This is a genomic window from Stenotrophomonas sp. TWI809 (assembly GCF_039673205.1).
Taxonomy (GTDB): domain Bacteria; phylum Pseudomonadota; class Gammaproteobacteria; order Xanthomonadales; family Xanthomonadaceae; genus Stenotrophomonas.
Map to the genome: position 1 here is coordinate 48,374 of NZ_JBDJLE010000009.1, position 19,167 is coordinate 67,540.

Genomic DNA, 19,167 nt, shown 5'->3' on the forward strand with positions numbered 1-19,167 from the left:
GACCCACTGTAGGTGGGTCGGCGTGGGTGGGTTGGCGGGACCATGAGCCGCATGGATGCGGCGACATGAGCCTCCATGGATGGATTCACGGCGGGTCCCGCCAACCCACCCAGGGCGGCCCACTACCCGCAGCCCCAAAGCGCCCTGCTTTACGCCCTGCTTGACGCTCTGCCCTGCGACTCTGCCGACCAACGGTCGGCGCTACGAAGCACGAGGGAATCAGTACCCCGCCGCCTGCCCATCCTTGCGGCTTTCCGACGCGCCGTAGTACACCCCGGTCTCCGGATCACGCAGGATCGCCTGGTACCCACCGTAGGGACCATCCGCGAACACCACCCGGTGGCCCTTGCGCATCAACGCGCGCACTGTTTCGTACGGGAAGCCGGTTTCCAGGTTGACTTCGCCACCGTCGCTCATCGCGGTGGCCTGCCCGGTCGGCTCGGTCGAGCCCTCGTGCTGGATGCGCGGCGCATCCCCGGCTTCCTGCAGATTCATTCCGAAATCGACCATGTTCATCACGATCTGGGCATGGCCCTGCGGCTGCATCGCGCCCCCCATCACGCCGAAGCTCATCCACGGCTTGCCGTCCTTGGTGACGAAGCCCGGGATGATGGTCTGGAACGGACGCTTGCCCGGCGCATAGCCGTTCGGGTGATCCTTCTGCAGCACGAACATCTCGCCACGGTCCTGCAGGATGAATCCCAGGCCCGGAGGCGCCATGCCGCTGCCCATGCCGCGGTAGTTGGACTGGATCAGCGAGACCATCATGCCGTCGGCATCAGCGACGGTCATGTAGATCGTGTCACCTTCCTGCAGCTGCTTCGGCGTACCCGGCTGCACTTCACTCAGCGCCTTGTCCATCGAGATCAGCTTGCGGCGCTCAGCGGCGTAGCCTTTGGAAATCAACCGGTCGACCGGGGCCGGGTGGAACGCCGGATCGGTGTAGAAGCGCGCGCGGTCGGCGAAGGCCAGCTTCTTGGCTTCCACGAACAGGTGCACGTGTTCGGGCGAGCCGAAGGGGATGTTGGAGAAATCGTAGCCTTCCAGCACGTTGAGGATCTGCAGCGCGGCGATGCCCTGGCTGTTCGGCGGCAGCTCCCACACGTCATAGCCGCGGTAGTTGCTGCTGACCGGCTCCACCCACTCGCCGTGATGGCTGGCCATGTCCTCATAGCTCAGGTAGCCGCCATTGGCCTTGAAGTAGGTGCCGATGGTGCGGGCGATCTCGCCTTTGTAGAAGGCATCGCGGCCGCCCTGGGCGATCTGCTCCAGCGTGTGGGCCAGGTTCGGGTTCTTCCACATCTCGCCCTTGCGCGGGGCATGGCCGTTGATCGTGAACTGCTCGGTGAAGCCGGGGTACTTGGACAGTCGCGGCACTGAGCGGTCCCAGTAGTAGGCGATCACCTCGGCGACCGGGTGGCCTTCGCGGGCGTAGCGGATGGCGGGCGCGAGGTTGTCGGCCATCGGCTTGCGGCCGAAACGGTCATGCAGGGCGAACCAGCCATCCACCGCGCCGGGTACCGAGACCGGCAGCGGACCGGTGGCCGGAATCTCCTTCAGGCCCCGGCGCTGGAACTCGGCCAGGGTCAGCGACTTCGGCGAGCGACCCGAGCCGTTGTACCCATACAGCTTCCCGCTTTTGGGGTCCCACACGATCGCGAACAGATCACCGCCGACGCCGTTGCCGGTGGGTTCCATCAAACCGAGAGCGGCATTGGCCGCGATCGCGGCATCCACCGCCGAACCACCGGACTTCATCACGTCCAGGGCGATCTGGGTGGCCAGGGGCTGGGAGGTGGCGGCCATCGCGTGCGGGGCGATCACCTCCGAGCGGGTGGCGAAGGTGTGGCCGGTGATCCGGTCGGCAGCGATGGCGGCCGCAGGCAGGGCACACAGGACGGCGGCGGCGAGCAGGCCGCGGGCAAGGCGTGAGGACACGGGGTGGTTCCTGAGGGTGGTAGCGAGCTGATGGTGGCGGCAGATGCCGCCGGAGCACATCCCACTATGGTCATGCACCTCCCACAAATCCGCTGCGAATCCGCGCAATCAGGCCCTGCAAAATGCTGAATTCCAGTTCATCGGAACGCTTTCAGCCGCAACCATCCTTGTACGACGGGGCCTTGCGGTGGATGCAGGCGAAACCGATGGAAATTGTGTTTCCAGGGTTGACACCGCCAAAAGCCGTGTGGTTTTCTCGATCTCATGTTGCAGCGCACAGCCACCCGCGAATCCATCGAGCACGCCGACCACGGCGCGGCCTCCATCCATTCGCTTCTCGTCCTCGTACTTATTACCCAACCAACAGGTGCGGGACGGACCGGCGTGTAAGCAAGACTGCCAGGTATCCATCAAAACCCGCACCCGACCAGGTGCGGGTTTTTTCGTTTCAGAACCCTTTGATTTCCCACCTCCCCTCCGAGTTGCCTTCCACCATGACCCGCCAGCCCACCTCGAGCCAGCCGACGCCTACCGCCCCCACGGCGGGTGCGTTCGCGTGTGGTCGCGGCCAGGCCGGTGCCACCCCTTCCCCTGATGGGCCGACGCGTCGCTGACCGTCGGCCCTCTTTTTTCTTGCCTCCAAAGGACCTCCCCCATGAGCACCAACGACCTGCCCCAGATCAAGATCGCTGTTGTCGGCTACGGCAGCCAGGGCCGCGCGCACGCGCTGAATCTGCGTGAATCCGGTTTCGATGTCGTCGTCGGGCTGCGCCCGGGCGGTCCGACCGAGGTCAAGGCACAGGCCGACGGCTTCACCGTCAAAGCCCCCGCCGAGGCGGTGAAGGATGCCGATCTGGTCGCCGTGCTGACCCCGGACATGGTGCAGAAGAAGCTCTACGAAGACGTGCTCGCGCCGAACATGAAACAGGGCGCGGTGCTGCTGTTCGCGCACGGCCTGAACGTGCATTTCGACATGATCAAACCGCGCGAGGATCTGGACGTGGTACTGGTCGCGCCGAAGGGCCCGGGTGCACTGGTCCGTCGCGAGTATGAGATCGGCCGCGGTGTGCCGTGCATCTGGGCGGTCTACCAGGACAAGAGCGGCAAGGCCGCCGAGTACGCCCTGGCCTACGCCGGTGGCCTGGGCGGCGCGCGCGCCAACCTGATCCAGACCACCTTCAAGGAAGAGACCGAAACCGATCTGTTCGGCGAGCAGGCCGTGCTGTGCGGTGGCGCCTCGGCCCTGGTGCAGGCCGGTTTCGAAACCCTGGTCGAAGCCGGCTACCAGCCGGAAATCGCCTACTACGAAGTCCTGCACGAACTGAAGCTGATCGTGGACCTGTTCTACGAAGGCGGCATCACCCGCATGCTGGAATTCATCTCCGAAACCGCGCAGTACGGCGACTACGTCAGCGGCCCGCGCGTGATCGACGCCGGCACCAAGGCGCGCATGAAGGACGTGCTGACCGATATCCAGAACGGCACCTTCACCAAGAACTGGGTGGCCGAGTACGAAGCGGGCCTGCCGAACTACAACAAGTTCAAGCAGGCCGACCTGGAGCACCCGATCGAGAAGGTAGGCAAGGAACTGCGCGCCAAGATGGTCTGGTTGCAAAGTCAAGCCGCGTAACCGCGCGGCTCCCCCACCCGCTTTCGTAAAGGTCACCGCATGAATACCTCCGCACACAGCACCGCGCCCCGCAACGGCGCACGCTGGTTGACGCAGGCCCTGGAAGCCGAGGGCGTGCATACGCTGTTCGGCTATCCGGGCGGCACCATCATGCCGTTCTATGACGCCCTGGTGGATTCCGGGCTGAAGCACATCCTGGTCCGCCATGAGCAGGGCGCGGCCCTGGCCGCCAACGGTTTCGCCCGTGCCAGCGGCCGGGTCGGCGTCTGCGTCGCCACCTCCGGCCCGGGCGCCTCCAACCTGGTCACCGGCATCGCCGATGCGATGCTGGATTCGGTGCCGATGGTCTGCATCACCGGCCAGGTCGCCACCCCGCTGCTGGGCACCGACGCGTTCCAGGAACTGGACGTGTTCGGGCTGACCCTGCCGATCGTCAAGCACAGCTGGCTGGTGCGCTCGGTCGATGACCTGCCGCAGGTGGTCGCCGATGCGTTCCGGATCGCCCGCGAGGGTCGTCCTGGTCCGGTGCTGATCGATCTGCCCAAAGACGTGCAGGTGGCCGATGCGTCGCACCTGCCCGACCACGTGCCGTCCACGGTGGTGGCACCGCCTGCGCCGCAGGACGAGGCCATCGCGCAGACCATCGCCGCCATCGCCGCGGCCGAAAAGCCGGTGATCTATGCCGGGGGTGGCGTGGCGCTGGGCGATGCGGTGGAGGACTTCCGTGCCTTCGTCGAGGCAACCCGTATTCCGACCGTGCTGACCCTGCGCGGCCTGGGGGCGCTGCCGCCGCAGCACCCTCACTACCTGGGCATGCTGGGCATGCACGGCACCCGCGCGGCCAACATGGCCGTGCAGGAAAGCGATCTGCTGGTCGTGGTCGGGGCGCGTTTCGATGACCGCGCGACCGGCAAGTTGAACGAGTTCGCCCCGTTTGCCCGCGTCGTGCATATCGATGCCGATGCGTACGAGATCTCCAAGCTGCGCACCGCCGACATCGCGGTGCCGGGCAATGTCGGTACGGCGCTGCGCGCACTGACCGCCGCGGCCACCGCACCGGCCACGCAGGAGGCCTGGGCCAAGCGCTGCCAGGGCCATCGTGATCGCTTCGCCCCGCGCTACGACGCACCGGGCAAGCACATCTACGCACCGGCGCTGCTGAAGCGGCTGAGCGAGCTGGCGCCGAGCGACGCGATCATCGCCTGCGATGTCGGCCAGCATCAGATGTGGGTCGCCCAGCATTGCCGTTTCACCCACCCGCGCAACCACCTGACCAGCGGTGCGCTGGGCACCATGGGCTTCGGCCTGCCCGCGGCGATGGGTGCGCAGTTCGCCTGCCCGGATCGCACCGTGGTGCTGGTCTCCGGCGATGGCAGTTTCATGATGAACGTGCAGGAGCTGGTCACCATCGCCCGCTGCCGCCTGCCGGTGAAGATCGTGCTGCTGGACAACAGCTCGCTGGGCATGGTCCGCCAGTGGCAGGAACTGTTCTTCGCCGAGCGCTACAGCGAGATCGATCTGTCCGACAACCCCGACTTCGCCGCACTGGCCCAGGTGTTTGGCATTCCGGCCACGCGCATCGAGGCGCGTGACGATGTCGAAGGTGGCCTGGCCGCGATGCTGGCCCAGCCCGGCCCGGCGCTGCTGCATGTGGCCATCGATGCGCGTGCCAACGTGTGGCCGCTGGTGCCGCCCAACAACGCCAACAGCACCATGCTGGAAAGCAACCCCGCTCATCAGTCCCAGGAGTTCCCCAATGCAATACCGGCTTGACCTGGTGCTGACCCCGGCCGAAGGCGCGCTGCTGCGCGTGATCGGCATGGCCGAACGCCGCGGCTTCGCGCCGCGCGCGATCGCCGGTGCGCCCAATGCCGCCGACGACGGCCGCTGGCACCTGCAGCTGGTGGTCGATTCCACCCGCCCGCCGGAAACCCTGCGTCGCCAGATCGAGAAGATCTACGACTGTGTTTCGGTGCGCATCAGCGCGCTGGAACCCGGAGTATCCGCATGAACGCCCGCACCGTTGCATCGGTGCCGGTACGGAGGTGCCTTCTCGGTCGTGCGCCGCACCGCGCGCCGTCGCAGCGCGTACCGCATGGCGACGATCATCGTGGCCGGGTGCACGATGCCGGCTAGCCGTACCCCGCAGGAACCGGAGGTAGGCGACGTAAGCGTCGCGGATGTGTTGGCCGCGCAGGCGCGGCTGCGCCGCTTCCTGCCGCCCACGCCGCTGCACTTCGCCGAGCGTTTCGGCGTCTGGCTGAAGCTGGAAAACCTGCAGCGCACCGGGTCCTACAAGGTGCGCGGTGCATTGAACGCCCTGCTGGCCGGGCGTGAGCGCGGCGATGACCGCCCGGTCATCTGCGCCTCGGCCGGCAACCACGCCCAGGGCGTGGCGTGGGCCGCCTACCGCTTGAACATTCCGGCGATCACGGTGATGCCGCACGGTGCACCGGCCACCAAGATCGCCGGGGTCGCCCACTGGGGCGCCACCGTGCGCCAGCACGGTGAGAGCTACGACGAGGCCTACGCCTTCGCCCGTGCCCTGGCCGACCAGCACGGCTATCGCTTCCTGTCCGCCTTCGACGACCCGGACGTGATCGCCGGCCAGGGCACCTTGGGCATTGAACTGGCCCCGCATGCGCCGGACGTGGTGATCGTGCCGATCGGCGGCGGTGGCCTGGCCTCCGGCGTCGCGCTGGCGCTGAAATCGCAGGGCGTGCGCATCGTCGGTGCGCAGGTGGAGGGCGTCGATTCGATGGCCCGCGCCATCCGCGGCGACGTGCGGGAAATCGCCCCCGTCGCCACGCTGGCCGACGGCGTCAAGGTGAAGATTCCCGGTTTCCTGACCCGCAAGCTGTGCAGTGCGCTGCTGGACGATGTGGTGATCGTGCGTGAAGCCGAGCTGCGCGAGACCCTGGTGCGGCTGGCGCTGGAAGAGCACGTCATCGCCGAAGGTGCCGGCGCGCTGGCACTGGCCGCCGGCCGCCGGGTCGCCGGCAAGCGCAAGTGCGCGGTGGTCTCCGGCGGCAACATCGATGCGCTGGTATTGGCCCAGCTGCTGGCCGACATCCGTCCCCGCCCCCCGCGCAAGCCGCGCCGCCGCGCCAGCGAGCGAACACGCCCGCCCCTACCAACCGTGCTCGCGACATCCCCGATTTCCGCTTCGATTCCTACCTCTGCCATCCCATCCGACCTTGCCGTCGAGGAGACCTCCTGGTGACCATGCCCAACTCCCCCCGAATCAGAATTTTCGACACCACCCTGCGCGACGGCGAGCAATCGCCCGGCTGCAGCATGAGCCCGCAGCAGAAGCTGGTAATGGCCCGCGCACTGGACGAGCTGGGCGTGGATGTCATGGAAACCGGCTTCCCGGCCAGCTCCCAGTCCGACCGCGAAGCGATGGCCATGATCGCCCGCGAAGTCCGCCGCCCGACCCTGGCCGTGCTGTCGCGCTGCCTGGCCGCCGATATCGAAACCTCGGCCAAGGCGCTGGAAGCCGCCGCGAACCCGCGCCTGCATGTATTCCTGTCGACCAGCCCCCTGCATCGCGAGCACAAGCTGCGCATGAGCCGCGAGCAGGTGCTGGAGTCGGTGCACAAGCACGTCAGCCTGGCCCGCAGCTACGTGGGCGATGTGGAGTTCTCCGCTGAAGATGCCACGCGCACCGAGGAAGATTTCCTGATCGAGGTTGCCCGCGTGGCCGTGGCCGCCGGCGCCACCACCATCAACCTGCCCGACACCGTGGGGTTCACCACGCCCGAAGAGATCCGCGGCATGTTCCAGCGCGTGATCGCCGGCGTGCCCGACAGCGACCGCATCATCTTCAGCGCGCACTGCCATAACGATCTGGGCCTGGCCGTGGCCAACTCGCTGGCCGCCATCGAAGGCGGCGCGCGTCAGGTCGAGTGCACCGTCAACGGTATCGGCGAGCGCGCCGGCAACTGCTCGCTGGAAGAAATCGCGATGGTGCTGAAGGTACGCAACGCCTTCTACGACGAAGACACGCACATCAACACCCAGCGCATCGTCGCCACCTCGCAGCTGCTGCAGCGCCTGGTCGGCATGCCGGTCCAGCGCAACAAGGCGATCGTCGGCGCCAACGCCTTCGCACACGAGTCGGGCATCCACCAGCACGGCATGCTGCGTCACCGCGGCACCTACGAAATCATGCGCCCGGAAGACGTGGGCTGGGAATCCTCGCAGATGGTGCTGGGCCGCCACAGTGGCCGCGCTGCGGTCGAACAACGCCTGCGTGCGCTGGGCTTCTTCCTGTACGAGGAGGAACTGAAGCACGTCTTTGAACAGTTCAAGGCACTGTGCGAACAGCAGCGCGTGGTCACCGACGCCGACCTGCAGACCCTGATGCAGGGCAGCGCTACCCAGAACGGCTACCGGCTGGCCTCGATGACGATCAGCGACGTCGGCAGCCGCGCCAACGCGTTGGTCGAGCTGTCCGATCCTGACGGCAACCGCGTTGCCGAGACGGCGCAGGGCGATGGTCCGGTCGATGCGCTGTTCGGCGCATTGTCGGCCGCCACCGGCGTGCAGTTGATGCTGGACAGCTACCACGTGCACAGTGTGGGCATCGGCGCCGATGCGCGCGGCGAAGCCAACCTGAGCGTGCGCCATGAGGGCGTGGAGTACGAAGGCACCGGCACCAGCCGCGACATCATCGAAGCCTCCGCACTGGCGTGGCTGGAGGTCGCCAACCGTCTGCTGCGCCAGCGCAACGCGACGGCCGAGCAGCCCGCGGCCACCGCCGCGGCCTGAGCACCCCCACTACGTACCCCGAACCGCAGCAAGGCCAGTCCATGACCCCAGCTCCCCGCACCCTGTACGACAAACTGTGGGATGCCCACGTCGTCGTTCCCGAGACCGACAGCGCGCCCGCCGTGCTGTACATCGACCTGCACCTGATCCACGAAGTGACCTCGCCGCAGGCCTTCACCGAACTGCGCGAGCGCGGCCTCTCCCCGCGCCGGCCGGACCGGACCAAGGCGACGATGGACCACTCCACCCCCACCCTGCCGGCCGCTGCCGACGGCAAGCTGCCGTATGCAAGCGCCGCCTCCGAAGCCCAGGTGGCGATGCTGGCCGACAACTGCGCCACGCACGGCATCGAGCTGTTCGACCTGCAATCGGCCAGCCGCGGCATCGTGCACGTGATCGCCCCCGAACAGGGCTTTACCCAGCCGGGGATGACCATCGTCTGCGGTGACAGCCACACCTCCACCCACGGCGCGTTCGGCGCGCTGGCCTTCGGCATCGGCACCAGCGAGGTCGGCCACGTGCTGGCCACCCAGTGCCTGCTGCAGCGCAAGGCGAAAACGATGGCGATCACCGTGGATGGCACGCTGGCGCAGGGCGTCGGCGCCAAGGACGTGGTGCTGCATATCATCGGCGTGATCGGCGTCAACGGTGGCACCGGCCATGTGCTGGAGTTCCGCGGCAGCGCGATCGAAGCGATGGACATGGAGCAGCGCATGACCTTGTGCAACATGTCCATCGAAGCCGGGGCACGTGCCGGCATGGTCGCCCCCGACCAGGTCACCTTCGACTGGGTGGCCGCCACCCCGCGTGGCCCCAAGGGCGCCGACTTCGATACCGCGGTCAGCGCGTGGTCGCAGCTGCGCAGCGATCCCGGTGCGCGCTTCGACGTGGAGGTCCACATCGACGCCGCCGACATCCGGCCCACCCTGACCTGGGGCACCCACCCCGGCACCGCCATCGCCGTGGACCAGCCGATTCCGGCGGCCAACGATGCGGCCGACCAGAAGGGCCTGGATTACATGCACTTCCACGCCGGGCAGACGCTGGCCGGCACCCCGGTGGATGTGGTCTTCGTCGGCTCCTGCACCAACGGCCGGCTGAGCGACATGCGCGAAGTGGCGCAGGTACTCCAGGGCCGCCGCGTCGCCCCGAGCGTGCGCATGCTGGTGGTGCCGGGCTCGGAAATCGTCAAGCGCCAGGCCGAAGCCGAAGGCATCGATGTGGTGGTGCGCGCTGCCGGTGCCGAATGGCGCGAGCCCGGCTGTTCGATGTGCATCGCCATGAACGGCGACCTGGTCGCCCCGGGGCAGCTGGCCGTCAGCACCAGCAACCGCAATTTTGAAGGCCGCCAGGGCCCCGGCTCGCGCACCCTGCTGGCCTCGCCGATGACGGCCGCCTGGGCCGCAGTGAACGGCCGCGTCGCCGACCCACGTGAACTGTATGCCACGCTGGAGGTGGCCTGATGAGCGGCTTCCGTACCCTGACCTCGACCAGCGTGGTGCTGCGCGAGACCAACATCGATACCGACCAGATCATCCCCGCGCGCTTCCTGTCCACCACCGAGCGCGTCGGCCTGGGCAAGCATGCGTTCAATGATTGGCGCTGGCAGAGCGAAGGCGTGCCGAACCCGGCGTTCGCCTTCAACCAGCCGCACAACGCCGGCCGCAGCATCCTGCTGGCCGGCCGCAACTTCGGCTGCGGCTCCTCACGTGAGCATGCGCCGTGGGCCCTGACCGACCTGGGCCTCCGCGCCATCGTCAGCAGCGAGATCGCCGATATCTTCCGCGGCAATTCGCTGAAGAACGGCCTGCTGCCGATCGTGCTGGACGAAGCCGACGTGCAGACGCTGATGCAGCGCCCGGATGACGCACTGACCATCGACGTGGCCGCGCGCGAACTGCGCACCCCCGATGGACGCGTGTATGCCTTCCCGCTGGACGGCTTCTCGCAGACCTGCCTGCTGGAAGGCGTGGACCAATTGGGGTATCTGTTGGGCCGTACCCCTGACATTGAACGTTACGAGAGTGAACATGCACGCTGAGATTGTCGTATTGCCGGGTGACGGCATCGGTCCGGAAGTCGCCGCCGCCGCCGTGGCGGTGCTGGAGGCCGTCGCCACCCGTTTCGGTCACACCTTCGGGTTCCAGGAACACGATATCGGGGGCATCGCCATCGATCGCCACGGCGAGCCGCTGCCGGCCACCACGCTGGAGGCGTGCCGCAAGGCAGACGCCATCCTGCTCGGCGCGGTCGGCGGCCCGAAGTGGTCCGATCCGAATGCCAAGGTCCGCCCGGAGCAGGGTCTGTTGGCAATCCGCAAGGCGCTGGGTCTGTACGCCAACCTGCGCCCGGTGCGCACGCACGCGGCCGCGCTTGGCGCCTCGCCGATCAAGGCCGAACTGCTGGAGGGTGTGGACTTCGTGGTCGTGCGTGAGCTGACCGGCGGCATCTACTTCGGTGAGAAGACCCGCACCGCCGACACCGCCAGCGACCTGTGCAGCTACAGCGTGGGCGAGATCGAGCGCGTGCTGCGCACCGCGTTCCGCCTGGCCCAGACCCGCCGCGGCAAGGTCACCTCGGTGGACAAGGCCAACGTGCTGGAAACCTCGCGCCTGTGGCGCGATGTCGCCGCGCGGATCGGCCGCGAGGAATTCCCGGAGATCGCGTTGGAGCACCAGCTGGTCGATTCGATGGCCATGCATCTGCTGGCCAAGCCGCGCGAGTACGACGTGATCGTGACCGAGAACATGTTCGGCGACATCCTCACCGACGAAGCCTCGATGTTGGCCGGCTCGCTCGGCCTGCTGCCCTCGGCATCGCTGGGCGAGCCCGGCGCAGTGGGCATCTACGAGCCGATCCACGGCTCGGCGCCGGACATCGCCGGCAAGGGCATTGCAAATCCGTACGCGACGATCTTCAGTGCCGCGATGCTGCTGCGGCATTCACTGGGGCTGGACGACGAGGCTGCTACGGTCGAGGCCGCGGTGTATGCCGTGCTGGATGACGGCGTGTTCACCGCCGATCTCGCCGCCAAGGGTTTTGCGGTGAGTACCGCCGCAGCAACCGACGCGGTCCTTGCCAAGCTGCAATGATCGTCACGAACGCGGCCTGAGGGCCGCGTTCGTGTGTCCACATCCCGCACGGCCTCCCTGTCCCGTCGGCCACGTCGCAGCCAGCGGCCGGCCCCCAACAAGGAAAGCCTTTGAACCCTCGTTCCTCTGCCGACTTTCTCAACCACGTGGCCCAGCGCGATCCGCATCAGCCGGAATTCCTGCAGGCCGTCAAAGAAGTGATCCAGAGCCTGTGGCCGTTCCTGGAGCGAAACCCCCGCTACCTGGAACAAGGCCTGCTGGAGCGGCTGGTGGAGCCGGAGCGGGTGATCCAGTTCCGCGTGGCCTGGGCCGATGACGCCGGCAAGACCCATGTGAATCGCGGCTGGCGCGTGCAGCACAGTTCGGCGATCGGCCCGTTCAAGGGCGGCATGCGCTTCCATCCGTCGGTCAACCAGTCAATCCTGAAGTTCCTTGCCTTCGAGCAGACGCTGAAGAACGCGCTGACGACCCTGCCGATGGGCGGTGGCAAGGGCGGCTCGGACTTCAATCCCAAGGGCCGCAGCGACACCGAAGTGATGCGCTTCTGCCAGGCCTTGATGCTGGAACTGCACCGTCACCTCGGTGCCGATACTGACGTGCCGGCCGGCGACATCGGCGTCGGCGCGCGCGAGGTCGGCTACATGACCGGCATGATGAAGAAGCTCACCAACAATGCCGCCTGCGTGTTCACCGGCAAGGGCCTCTCCTACGGTGGCAGCCTGATGCGTCCGGAAGCGACCGGCTTCGGCACCGTCTACTTCGTCGAGCAGATGCTGCACCATGCCCGTCGCGATACCGATGGCGCGAAGGTGTTGATTTCCGGCGCCGGCAACGTCGCCCAGCATGCCGCGATCAAGGCCATCGAGCTTGGCGCGACAGTGCTCACGCTCTCCGATTCCGGCGGCACGCTGTACGCCCGCGATGGCTTCGATGACGCGGCGCTGCAGGAGGTGGTGGAACTGCGCAACGAGCGCCGTGGTTGCTTGTCCGAGCTGGCCGACGACAAACGCTTCGAGTACCTGGAGGGCAAGCGTCCCTGGCACATCCCGGCCGAGATCGCCCTGCCCTGCGCCACCCAGAATGAACTGGACGAAGATGATGCCCGCGCCCTGGTCGACAACGGTGTGCTGTGCGTGGCCGAAGGCGCCAACATGCCCGCCACGCTGGAGGCGGTGGACGTCTTCCTCGCGTCCGGCACCCTGTACGCACCGGGCAAAGCCAGCAATGCCGGCGGCGTGGCCACCTCGGGGCTGGAAATGAGCCAGAACGCGCAGCGCCTGACCTGGCATCACGCCGATGTCGACGAGCGCCTGCACGGGATCATGAAGGACATCCACGCCAACTGCGTGCGCCACGGCAGGCGCGCCGACGGCAGCGTGAACTACGTGGACGGCGCCAATATCGCCGGTTTCGTGAAGGTGGCCGACGCGATGCTGGCGCAGGGTGTTTACTGAGGGCAGACCGATGAACGGGCGCAGCGATCAGTCCGCCGAGCGGACCTCGCTCGTCATGCAGCCGGCCAGCACGGCACCGCTGTCGGTGGGTATCACGCTGAATGCCCGCACGCGCGTGTATCCGGAGGACGCCTCCCGCGTTGCTTCGCGCATCCAGTACCCCTCTACCTGTCGATCCGCCACCCCCAGGCGCGTGGCATCGAGCACCGCCTTCAGCGGCGCATCGCCCATGTCCGCTGCGAAATAGCCCCCTTGGGCGATGCCGAGCGACTGTACGGGCAGCCCCTGCAGCATCACAGGGTGGTCCAGCGTGACGGCGAGGAGGGACATCGTCTGTCCGCCGACACCGTACTCACGCTCGGCCACCGCGCTGACATTGTCCGGCCACGCCAGCGGCGACAGTTCCGAAACACGCTCCCACGTGTTCGCGATGCGCTGCATGGCAGCATCGTCCGCCCGACACTCGAGCGCCGCGCCAATATCACTGGCCGTGGCCGTCTCGAGCAATCGCGATGGAACACGCGCCTCGCGCATCGGACCGGGGTAGTCACATCCCACCCGATAGCCCTCCCCATCGCTGCGCACCACGAGTGCGGCAGGCAATGACGCATCGCCCGATGCCTCTGATGCCGACCAGACCTGGAACGGCTCACGCAGGTTGCTCGACCGCAGCCGCAGCCCGTTCCCGCTGACGATGCGCGCACGCTGCCCGGCGTCGACGGGAATCGAGAAGCCCGTGTCATCGGCCACCACGCGGTGCGTTGTGATGCCGTGCACCGTCAACGCGTCCGGCATGTCGATGAAAGTCGTCGTGTCGTCCCCGTCACCGCTGCGCGTGAAGTCCCAGCCCTGCAGATGGGCCGGACGCTCCCGCGGCGTTCCGTACAGTGCGCCACGCAGCGCCGTCGTCACCGCCTGCATTGCCGCCGGTGAGGCGCGGCATTCGAGCAGCTCGATGAGATCGCGCTGGAAGCTGGCAGCGGTGTTCGCCTGCGCTGGCGGCGCACCGGCCATCGACACGGCGACGGCCACGGCCACGGCAGCAGTGATTGGGTAGGAAAAACGTAGAGACATCATTCGCGACCGAAAAATACCACGCAGACATTGTGCACCGACTGATACCGCGAGGCGACGCCCCCTCGCGTCGAGTCCGATCCGTGGCGGCTGCGCTGACCCGCACCATCTCCGCGCACTGCAACGCGGTTGGCCGGAGTATCGGCGACCAAGACATTGCCGCCTCAGTCGCCAGAGCTTCAGCTGCATTGCTATTTTCGGATTTCTTTCATTCAAATCATGACTGCACTCATCTAGGATCTATGAATGCCACAGGAGCCGGACAAGCGCATTCCAAGCCTTCGCTGCCAGAACCAGGTGTTCCCGCCATGCCCTACGAGCTCTTTATGACATCCGATGATTGCAAGTCATCCACTACCTACGGCCTTGCTTCACTCCCTCGCAGCGGGATGGCCCATTTCTTTGCCTGGTGCTGTGCCGCCCCATTGCTTCTGCTCTTCGTCCAACTGTCGTACCTCTTCACAAAGACAGGCATGGATGACAAGCTCGCAGCGGTTCTCGTATTTGCTGTCGGCTGCATTGCGCTAGTCTTGACAGCCCTCATTATGGGCGCCGCACGAAAGAGGCTCGGCGCATCGCTAGCGGGCGTGCTGATTGGGATCTTCTTCGCCGTACTTGGATACCTTGTAGCACTGGACGTGTACGACTACCTGGTCCGCTGGACGTGATGGTGGGCTGCGGCACCAAATCTCCGGCTGGAGCCATGCGACCGCCGCTGTTTGTCAACGAATGGCCAGCATTCGTTCCCGCGGAGCACACAATGCTGGCGAAGCAGGCGAATTCCCTACCTGCACCACCCTTCCTGCATGCGCGCAGCACCGTCGTGGCCCTTGAAGCCGCATGGGTGCCGACGTTACGTCGGCACCGAGGCCCTCAGCCTTCGCTGGTCTTCGCCTCGTCCGGCTTCACCCGGAACCACGCGGCATACAGCGCCGGCAGGAACACCAGGGTCAGCACGGTGCCGACGATCAGACCGCCCATGATCGAGATCGCCATCGAGCCGTAGAACGCGCTGCGCGACAGCGGGATCATCGCCAGCACCGCGGCGAGCGCGGTCAGTACGATCGGGCGGAAGCGGCGCACGGTGGCATCGATGATTGCGTGCCAGCGGTCATGCCCGGCATCGATGTCCTGCTGGATCTGATCGATCAGGATCACCGAGTTGCGCATGATCATGCCGGCCAGCGCGATCGTCCCCAGCAGCGCCACAAAGCCGAACGGCGCGCGGAACAGCAGCAGGAACAGGGTCGCGCCGATGATGCCCAGCGGCGCGGTGACCAGCACCATCGCCGCACGCGAGAAGCTGCGCAGCTGCAGCATCAGCAACGTCGCCACCACGATCAGGAACAGCGGCATGCCGGCCTTGATCGAATCCTGGCCACGGGTGGAATCCTCCACCGTGCCGCCGGTTTCAAGCAGGTAGCCGGACGGCAGCTCGGCACGGATGCCCTCCAGTGTCGGCAGGATCTGCTGCACCACGTCCAGCGGCTGCTTCGCGTCGGCAATGTCGGCGCGCACGGTCACCGTCGGCAGGCGGTTGCGGTGCCAGATGATGCCGTCCTCGAACACGTACTCCAGGCGCGCCACCTGCGACAGCGTCACCGAGGTGCCGCTGGCGGTCGGAATGGCCAGGCTGCCCAGCATGTCCAGCCGCACACGCTCGTTGTCCGGGCCACGCAGCAGCATCTCGATCAGGCGGTTGCCCTCCCGGTAGGTGCTCACGCTCATGCCCGACAACGAGGTGCCCAGCAACTGGCTCACCTGCGCGCTGCTCACACCCAGTGCGCGTGCACGGTCCTGGTCGATAACCAGCCGTACCACTTTGCTCGGCTCGCTCCAGTCCAGGTTGACGTTCATCACGTGCGGGTTTGCGCGCACCTTGGCTTCCACCTGCCGGGCAATGGCCTGCACCTGCGCGATATGCTCGCCGGAGATGCGCATCTGCACCGGGTAGCCGACCGGAGGGCCGTTCTCCAGGCGGGTCACGCGCATCTGCACGTCCGGGAACTGCGGAATCACGTCCTTGAGCAGCCAGTCGCGGGTCGCTTCGCGGGCTTTGGCATCTTCAGTCAGCACCACGAACTGCGAGAAGTTGGTGGCCGGCAGCTGCTGGTCCAACGGCAGGTAGAAGCGCGGCGAGCCGGTGCCGACGTAGGCCACATAGTTGCTGATGCCCTCGCGGTCCTTGAGCAGCTTTTCCAGCTTGGCCGCCTGGGCCTGGGTCGCCTGCAACGAGGCACCCTCGGCCAGTTCGATGTCCACCATCAGTTCCGGGCGGGTCGAATCCGGGAAGAACTGCTGGGGCACGAAGCGGAAGATCAGCAACGAGAACACGAACAGGGCGGCCGTGGCAGCGATCACCCACCAGCGATGGCGCAGGCAGACATCGAGGAAACGGCGGAAGCGCACGTAGAACGGACGCTGGTACGGATCGTGGTCGTGCGCATGCACCTTCGGCGCGATCCAGCGCGCGAACGCGGGATGGCGGTCGGCCCACCGCAGGCGACGGGCGTGCCAGCGCCCCGCCAGGCTGTCCGGCTTGGGCGGCTGCGGGTTGAACAGGTCAGGCAACATCTTGTCGCCCAGATACGGGATGAACAGCACCGCGGCGATCCACGACACCACCAGCGCGATGGTCACCACCTGGAACAGCGAGCGGGTGTATTCGCCCGTGCTGGAGGCGGCCGTGGCGATCGGCAGGAAGCCGGCCGCGGTGATCAGCGTGCCGGTCAGCATCGGGAAGGCGGTTGACTCCCACGCGAAGCTGGCCGCGCGCAGGCGGTCGTAGCCCTGCTCCATCTTGGTGGCCATCATCTCCACCGCGATGATCGCATCGTCCACCAGCAGGCCCAGCGCCAGCACCAGCGCGCCCAGGGAAATCTTGTGCAGGCCGATGCCGAAGTAATGCATGACGAAGAAGGTCATCGCCAGCACCAGCGGAATCGTCACGCCCACCACCAGGCCGGTGCGCAGGCCGAGCGAGAAGAAGCTCACCAGCAGCACGATCACCACCGCTTCGGTCAGCACCTGCACGAACTCGCCGACGGACTCTTCCACCGCATGCGGCTGGTCGGAGACCTTGCGCAGCTGCATGCCGGCCGGCAGCGTCTTCTGCAGTCGCTCGAACTCGGCATCCAGCGTACTGCCCAGCTTGAGGATGTCGCCGCCGTCTTTCATTGCCACCGCGATGCCGATGGCGTCTTCGCCCATGAAGCGCATCTTCGGCGACGCCGGATCGGCAAAACCACGTTTGATCTCGGCGATATCGCCCAGGTGCACGGTACGGTCGCCAGCCTGGATCGGGAAGCTGCGGATGTCCTCCACGCGCTTGAACTGGCCGGTGACGCGAAGCTGCACCCGGTCGGTCGGGGTTTCAAAGAAGCTGGTCGCGGCAATGGCATTCTGGTCGGCCAATGCCTGCTGCACCTGCTGCAGCGACACGCCCAGCGTGGCCAGCTTGGTGTTGGACAGCTCGATCCAGACCTTCTCGTCCTGCAGGCCTTCCAGCTCGATCTTGCCCACATCCGGCACGCGCTGCAGTTCCAGCTGGATGCGGTCGGCGTAGTCGCGCATCACCGCGTAGTCGAAGCCCTGCCCGGTCAACGCGTAGATGTTGCCGAAGGTGTCGCCGAATTCGTCGTTGAAGAACGGGCCGACGATTTCGCGCGGCAGCGTCGGCTTGATGTCGCCCACGCGCTTGCGCACCTGGTACCACAGGTCGGGAATCGCCTTGGAGCGCAGGCTGTCGCGCGCCACGAAGATCACCTGCGATTCGCCCGGGCGTGAGTAGGAGCGGATGAACTCGTACTGCCCGGTGTTCAGCAGTGCCTTCTCGATCGGCTCGGTGACCTGGCGTGAGACCTGTTCGGCGGTCGCGCCGGGCCAGTTCGTGCGCACCACCATCACCTTGAAGGTGAACGGTGGATCTTCGGACTGGCCCAGGTGCTTGTACGACCACGCGCCGATGATCGCGAAGGCGAGCATCGCAAACAGCACCAGTGGCCGGTTGCCCAGCGCCCATTCGGAGAGGTTGAAGCGGCGCACGGGATCAGTTCCCCTTGCCAACAGCAGGCGCGGCAGGCTTGGCGGCCGGTGCCTGCACCGGGCGGTTCTGACGATCCACCGCGGTCACCGGCTGGCCCTCGCGCAGCAGATGGCCGCCGGCAGCCACCACCCAGTCGTTCGCGCTCACCCCGCTCAGCACCGGAACGGAGTCGACGCCATACGCCCCGACCGTCACCGGCGTGGCTTTCAACGTGCGCTTGGCCGGATCGACCACCCACACGCTGCTGCGCCCATCGGCACCGCGCTGCACCGCCGCCAGCGGCAACTGCAGCGTGCCCTGGCGACCGGCCGCGGCGAACACGCGCGCGCTCTGGCCCAGCTCGACCTCGGTCAAGGCTTCCGGTGCGAGGCTGACGCGGGTGGCATAGGTACGCCCTTGGGCATCGGCGGCCGGGGCGATCTCACGGATCGTGCCGGCCAGCAGCTGGCCCGGGCGGTTCCACAGTTCCACCTGCACCGGCTGGCCCACCTGGTAATCACGGATGTTGCTTTCCGGCAGGGCGATCACGACTTCGCGGCCGCCATCGGCGGCCAGGGTGAACACGGTCTGCCCGGCGCTGACCACCTGCCCGGCTTCGGCCTGGCGGCTGGCGATCACGCCATCGGCGGGCGCACGCAACTGGGCGTACTCGGCCTGGTTGCGGGCCACGGCCAGATTGGCGCGGGCGGCATTGGCCTGGCCCTGCGCCGCCTTGAAGGCAGCGGTCTGGCTGTCGAGTGCGGACTGGCTGACCAGTTGCTGCTCGGCCAGCGTGGCGTAGCGCTTCTGGTCATCGCGGGCGCGGATCAGATCGGCTTCGGCGGCCGCGAGCTGCGCCTGCGAGGCACTGGCCTGGGAGGCGTAGTCGGCGGCGTCCAGCTCGGCCAGCAGCTGGCCCTTGCGCACGCGCTGGCCGGCATCGACATGGCGCTTGATCAGGTTGCCCCCGACGCGGAACGACAGCGGGCTTTCCTCGCGGGCGCGGATCTCACCGGGATAGGCAGCCACTTCCTGGCCGGTCACGGTGCCCGGGTGGACCACCAGCACCGGCATCGGCGCGACCGGCTCGGCGTCCTGCTTGCCACATGCTGCCAGCGCGATCGCCAGCAACCCACCACCCATCCATCGCATGTTTTTCATGAGGTCCTGGACCTGAAAAGT

General features: G+C 66.9%; 14 protein-coding genes. 10 read left to right on the plus strand and 4 right to left on the minus strand.

What is annotated here, in order from left to right:
* Positions 1–219 precede the first annotated feature (219 nt).
* Positions 220–1,938 carry a gamma-glutamyltransferase gene (ggt, locus tag ABE472_RS09220; protein WP_313209160.1) on the minus strand — a complete coding sequence of 573 codons (1,719 nt, stop codon included), beginning with the start codon at positions 1,936–1,938 and terminating at the stop codon, positions 220–222.
* A 655-nt stretch (positions 1,939–2,593) separates the two neighbouring features.
* Here ggt and ilvC point away from each other — a divergent pair.
* The 9 genes from ilvC (at position 2,594) to gdhA (ending at position 12,887) form a co-directional block, all read left to right on the plus strand.
* Complete coding sequence (gene ilvC / locus ABE472_RS09225) at positions 2,594–3,568, plus strand: ketol-acid reductoisomerase (protein ID WP_313219646.1); 975 nt, start codon at positions 2,594–2,596, stop codon at positions 3,566–3,568.
* A 39-nt stretch (positions 3,569–3,607) separates the two neighbouring features.
* On the plus strand, positions 3,608–5,341 hold the full coding sequence (gene ilvG, locus ABE472_RS09230) for an acetolactate synthase 2 catalytic subunit (protein ID WP_346466047.1): 1,734 nt from the start codon (positions 3,608–3,610) through the stop codon (positions 5,339–5,341).
* Positions 5,325–5,579, plus strand: coding sequence for an ACT domain-containing protein (locus tag ABE472_RS09235; RefSeq protein ID WP_019183810.1), 255 nt, complete (start codon positions 5,325–5,327; stop codon positions 5,577–5,579). The genes ilvG and ABE472_RS09235 overlap by 17 nt, the downstream gene beginning before the upstream one ends.
* Before the next feature lie 114 nt (positions 5,580–5,693).
* A complete protein-coding gene (locus tag ABE472_RS09240) occupies positions 5,694–6,791 on the plus strand; it encodes a threonine dehydratase (RefSeq protein WP_346466080.1) in 1,098 nt (365 codons plus the stop codon).
* Positions 6,792–6,793: 2 nt separating this feature from the next.
* Positions 6,794–8,341 (plus strand): 2-isopropylmalate synthase, encoded by a 1,548-nt coding sequence (locus tag ABE472_RS09245; RefSeq protein WP_313219644.1) that lies wholly within the window; start codon positions 6,794–6,796, stop codon positions 8,339–8,341.
* A gap of 41 nt (positions 8,342–8,382) precedes the next feature.
* A complete protein-coding gene (gene leuC / locus ABE472_RS09250) occupies positions 8,383–9,804 on the plus strand; it encodes a 3-isopropylmalate dehydratase large subunit (protein WP_346466048.1) in 1,422 nt (473 codons plus the stop codon).
* Positions 9,804–10,382 (plus strand): 3-isopropylmalate dehydratase small subunit, encoded by a 579-nt coding sequence (gene leuD / locus ABE472_RS09255; RefSeq protein ID WP_088432620.1) that lies wholly within the window; start codon positions 9,804–9,806, stop codon positions 10,380–10,382. The genes leuC and leuD overlap by 1 nt, the downstream gene beginning before the upstream one ends.
* A complete protein-coding gene (leuB, locus tag ABE472_RS09260) occupies positions 10,372–11,433 on the plus strand; it encodes a 3-isopropylmalate dehydrogenase (protein ID WP_346466049.1) in 1,062 nt (353 codons plus the stop codon). The genes leuD and leuB overlap by 11 nt, the downstream gene beginning before the upstream one ends.
* A gap of 110 nt (positions 11,434–11,543) precedes the next feature.
* Positions 11,544–12,887: an NADP-specific glutamate dehydrogenase gene (gene gdhA / locus ABE472_RS09265; RefSeq protein WP_346466050.1), complete on the plus strand. Its 1,344-nt coding sequence runs from the start codon at positions 11,544–11,546 to the stop codon at positions 12,885–12,887.
* Positions 12,888–12,914: 27 nt separating this feature from the next.
* Here the strand turns inward: gdhA and ABE472_RS09270 are convergent, their stop codons facing one another.
* Positions 12,915–13,925: a hypothetical protein gene (locus tag ABE472_RS09270; protein ID WP_346466051.1), complete on the minus strand. Its 1,011-nt coding sequence runs from the start codon at positions 13,923–13,925 to the stop codon at positions 12,915–12,917.
* Positions 13,926–14,269: 344 nt separating this feature from the next.
* Here ABE472_RS09270 and ABE472_RS09275 point away from each other — a divergent pair, with 344 nt between their 5' ends.
* Positions 14,270–14,629: a hypothetical protein gene (locus ABE472_RS09275; RefSeq protein ID WP_346466052.1), complete on the plus strand. Its 360-nt coding sequence runs from the start codon at positions 14,270–14,272 to the stop codon at positions 14,627–14,629.
* A gap of 205 nt (positions 14,630–14,834) precedes the next feature.
* Here ABE472_RS09275 and ABE472_RS09280 read toward each other — a convergent pair whose 3' ends face one another.
* Both ABE472_RS09280 and ABE472_RS09285 read right to left on the minus strand, forming a co-directional pair.
* Positions 14,835–18,005 (minus strand): efflux RND transporter permease subunit, encoded by a 3,171-nt coding sequence (locus tag ABE472_RS09280; protein ID WP_346466053.1) that lies wholly within the window; start codon positions 18,003–18,005, stop codon positions 14,835–14,837.
* Between the two features lie 4 nt (positions 18,006–18,009).
* On the minus strand, positions 18,010–19,146 hold the full coding sequence (locus ABE472_RS09285) for an efflux RND transporter periplasmic adaptor subunit (protein WP_346466054.1): 1,137 nt from the start codon (positions 19,144–19,146) through the stop codon (positions 18,010–18,012).
* Positions 19,147–19,167 lie beyond the last annotated feature (21 nt).

Coding starts and splice junctions, on each gene's coding strand:
- ilvG (WP_346466047.1), top strand. CDS start 3,608: ATGAATACCTCCGCACACAGCACCGCGCCCCGCAACGGCGCACGCTGG.
- ABE472_RS09285 (WP_346466054.1), bottom strand. CDS start 19,146: ATGAAAAACATGCGATGGATGGGTGGTGGGTTGCTGGCGATCGCGCTG.
- ilvC (WP_313219646.1), top strand. CDS start 2,594: ATGAGCACCAACGACCTGCCCCAGATCAAGATCGCTGTTGTCGGCTAC.
- leuB (WP_346466049.1), top strand. CDS start 10,372: ATGCACGCTGAGATTGTCGTATTGCCGGGTGACGGCATCGGTCCGGAA.
- leuD (WP_088432620.1), top strand. CDS start 9,804: ATGAGCGGCTTCCGTACCCTGACCTCGACCAGCGTGGTGCTGCGCGAG.
- leuC (WP_346466048.1), top strand. CDS start 8,383: ATGACCCCAGCTCCCCGCACCCTGTACGACAAACTGTGGGATGCCCAC.
- ABE472_RS09245 (WP_313219644.1), top strand. CDS start 6,794: ATGCCCAACTCCCCCCGAATCAGAATTTTCGACACCACCCTGCGCGAC.
- ABE472_RS09235 (WP_019183810.1), top strand. CDS start 5,325: ATGCAATACCGGCTTGACCTGGTGCTGACCCCGGCCGAAGGCGCGCTG.
- ABE472_RS09240 (WP_346466080.1), top strand. CDS start 5,694: ATGCCGGCTAGCCGTACCCCGCAGGAACCGGAGGTAGGCGACGTAAGC.
- ABE472_RS09275 (WP_346466052.1), top strand. CDS start 14,270: ATGCCCTACGAGCTCTTTATGACATCCGATGATTGCAAGTCATCCACT.